The sequence below is a fragment of the Streptomyces sp. NRRL S-920 genome, from assembly GCF_000717945.1.
Taxonomy (GTDB): Bacteria; Actinomycetota; Actinomycetes; order Streptomycetales; family Streptomycetaceae; genus Streptomyces; species Streptomyces alboniger.
On the sequence record NZ_JODF01000131.1, the window covers coordinates 1 to 2061 of the forward strand.

Annotated in this window: 2 protein-coding genes; both read left to right on the forward strand. The window is 67.3% G+C overall.

The annotated features are described in order from the left end of the window. The first annotated feature begins 137 nt into the window (after window positions 1-137). A complete protein-coding gene (locus IG54_RS0137095; RefSeq protein WP_234336489.1) occupies window positions 138-1625 on the forward strand; it encodes an NF041680 family putative transposase in 1488 nt (495 codons plus the stop codon). 50 nt (window positions 1626-1675) lie between these two features. Then, the gene (locus IG54_RS41080) at window positions 1676-2047 is read left to right on the forward strand and encodes a hypothetical protein (protein WP_078594984.1); all 372 of its coding nucleotides are present in this window, start codon (window positions 1676-1678) and stop codon (window positions 2045-2047) included. The last annotated feature ends 14 nt before the right edge of the window (window positions 2048-2061 follow it).

Consider the following 2061-nt stretch of genomic DNA (forward strand, 5'->3'; position numbering starts at 1 on the left):
CTCAGCTTGTCATTTAACGACCGGCGTCGAACGCGACTAGAACTTGATCAGCGTTTTCGCAGTTCGGCGGACGTGTAGGCGGCCTTCGTCTGATCCTGTGCTCCGTCACAGAGTGGATCAGCGCGAAGGCCGTGGTCGTGAGTTTGGTGCATCAGGGTGTCCTGCGGGATGCGTTCGCGGAAGTATCACACTTCCGGTCGGAGCTGTACGCGTGTCTGACCGCGCGGGGCGACGCGTTGTTCGAGCTGTGCGACGCGCTGTTGTGCACGGACGGGCCGGTGCGGACACTGGTCGATCTCGCGCTCGCTCCCGAACACCGCCGTGGGCACGGAGCCCTGTACGGCGGACTCAACCAGGGCCGGATCGAAGTCGCCCGGCTGCGACGGACCCTGGCTGGGGTGCCTTTGCCAAGGGCGGCGGACGGTCGGCTCGTGCTGGCGGTGGATGTCTCGCCATGGCTGCGACCGGACGCCAGCACGTGTGCTGACCGGGCCTTTTGCCACACCTTCGGGCGGGGTGAGGGCAAGCACCAAATGGTGCCCGGCTGGCCGTACTCGGTGGTGGCGGCGCTGGAGACCGGCCGCACGTCCTGGACGGCGGTGCTGGACGCGGTCCGCCTGGAACCCGGCGCCGACGTCGCCGCGGTGACCACCGTGCAGATCCGTGAGGTCGTCGAGCGGTTGGTCGCCGCCGGCCAGTGGACGCTGGGCGACCCGGAGGTCCTGGTCGTGCTGGACGCCGGATACGACGCCCCGCGCATCGCCCACCTGCTGGATGGCCTGCCCGTCGAGATCCTCGGCCGGCTCCGTTCGAACCGGGTAATGCGTCGTCCGACGCCCTCCCGCGAAGAGTTCCACCTGGCCAATCCCAAGGGCGGTCGGCCGCCCAAGCACGGCGGCGAGTTCGTATTCGGCGACTCCGCAACCTGGGGCACCGAACAGGCCGTAACGATCACGGACACCCGGCTCTACGGGGAGGCGAACGCGCAGGCGTGGGACCGGCTACACCCGCGGCTCACCCGCCGGGCCGCATGGCTCGACCACGACGGCCCACTGCCCATCATCGAGGGCACCGTCATCCGGCTGATCGTGGAGAAGTTGCCCAGCGGCGGGGTCAACAAGCCGGTCTGGCTGTGGTGGTCGGGCACCGGTGCCACCTCGGACGACGTGAACCGCTGCTGGCAGTCCTTCCTCCGCCGCTTCGACATCGAGCACACATTCCGCCTGTTCAAACAGACCCTTGGCTGGACCAAGCCCCGACTCCGCAGCTCGGAAGCGGCCGACCGGTGGACCTGGCTCGTGATCGCCGCCTATGCCCAGCTCCGGCTCGCCCGACCGCTGGCCACCGACCTCCGCAGGCCCTGGGAGAAGCCGACCGAGCCGAACAGGCTCACGCCCGCACGTGTCCGCAGAGGGTTCAGGAACCTACACGCGAAGACCGGGTCTCCAGCCGGTGCACCGAAACCGTCCCGGCCCGGGCCAGGCAGGCCACCGGGCTCGAAGAATCGCCGTCCAGCCACCCGTCACGACGTGGGCAGAGTCCTTGCCACCGGCGAAGCGTTCAGCCGACCCGCCCACCACAAGATCGGCACCAGACCCCGACGTGTCACGTCCGTTCCGAGCTGACTGGCGACCGTCACTGCCCGATGACCATGCGGTCAAGCAGGATGGGCAACATGGACGCGAACGGAAGCCGGCCCCTTGAAGACCTCGTGCAGTGGGACGGTGAGCTCTCTGGACTCATCAAAAATGCCCGGCACGGCGAACCGGCATCGGCTGTCACGTTCCGTCGCGGCCACGCCGTTGCTGCTGCGGAAAGGGTCACCACTGGGCTCGCCAGCCCCGGCCAGCTCGTCGACTGGGCACAGGCCGTGCACTTCGAAGAGCAGGTGCATGTTGATGAAGAACACCAGGACCTGCTGACCCAGTTCCTCGCTGAAATCTCGACTCCCGAGCTGTTCGAACCCGTCACCCACGAGGTCTGCCAACGATGGATACGCTTCCTCCGGACATCGATGGCCTCTGATGCCGAAGCAGACGAACGTTAAACGACAAGCTCAGA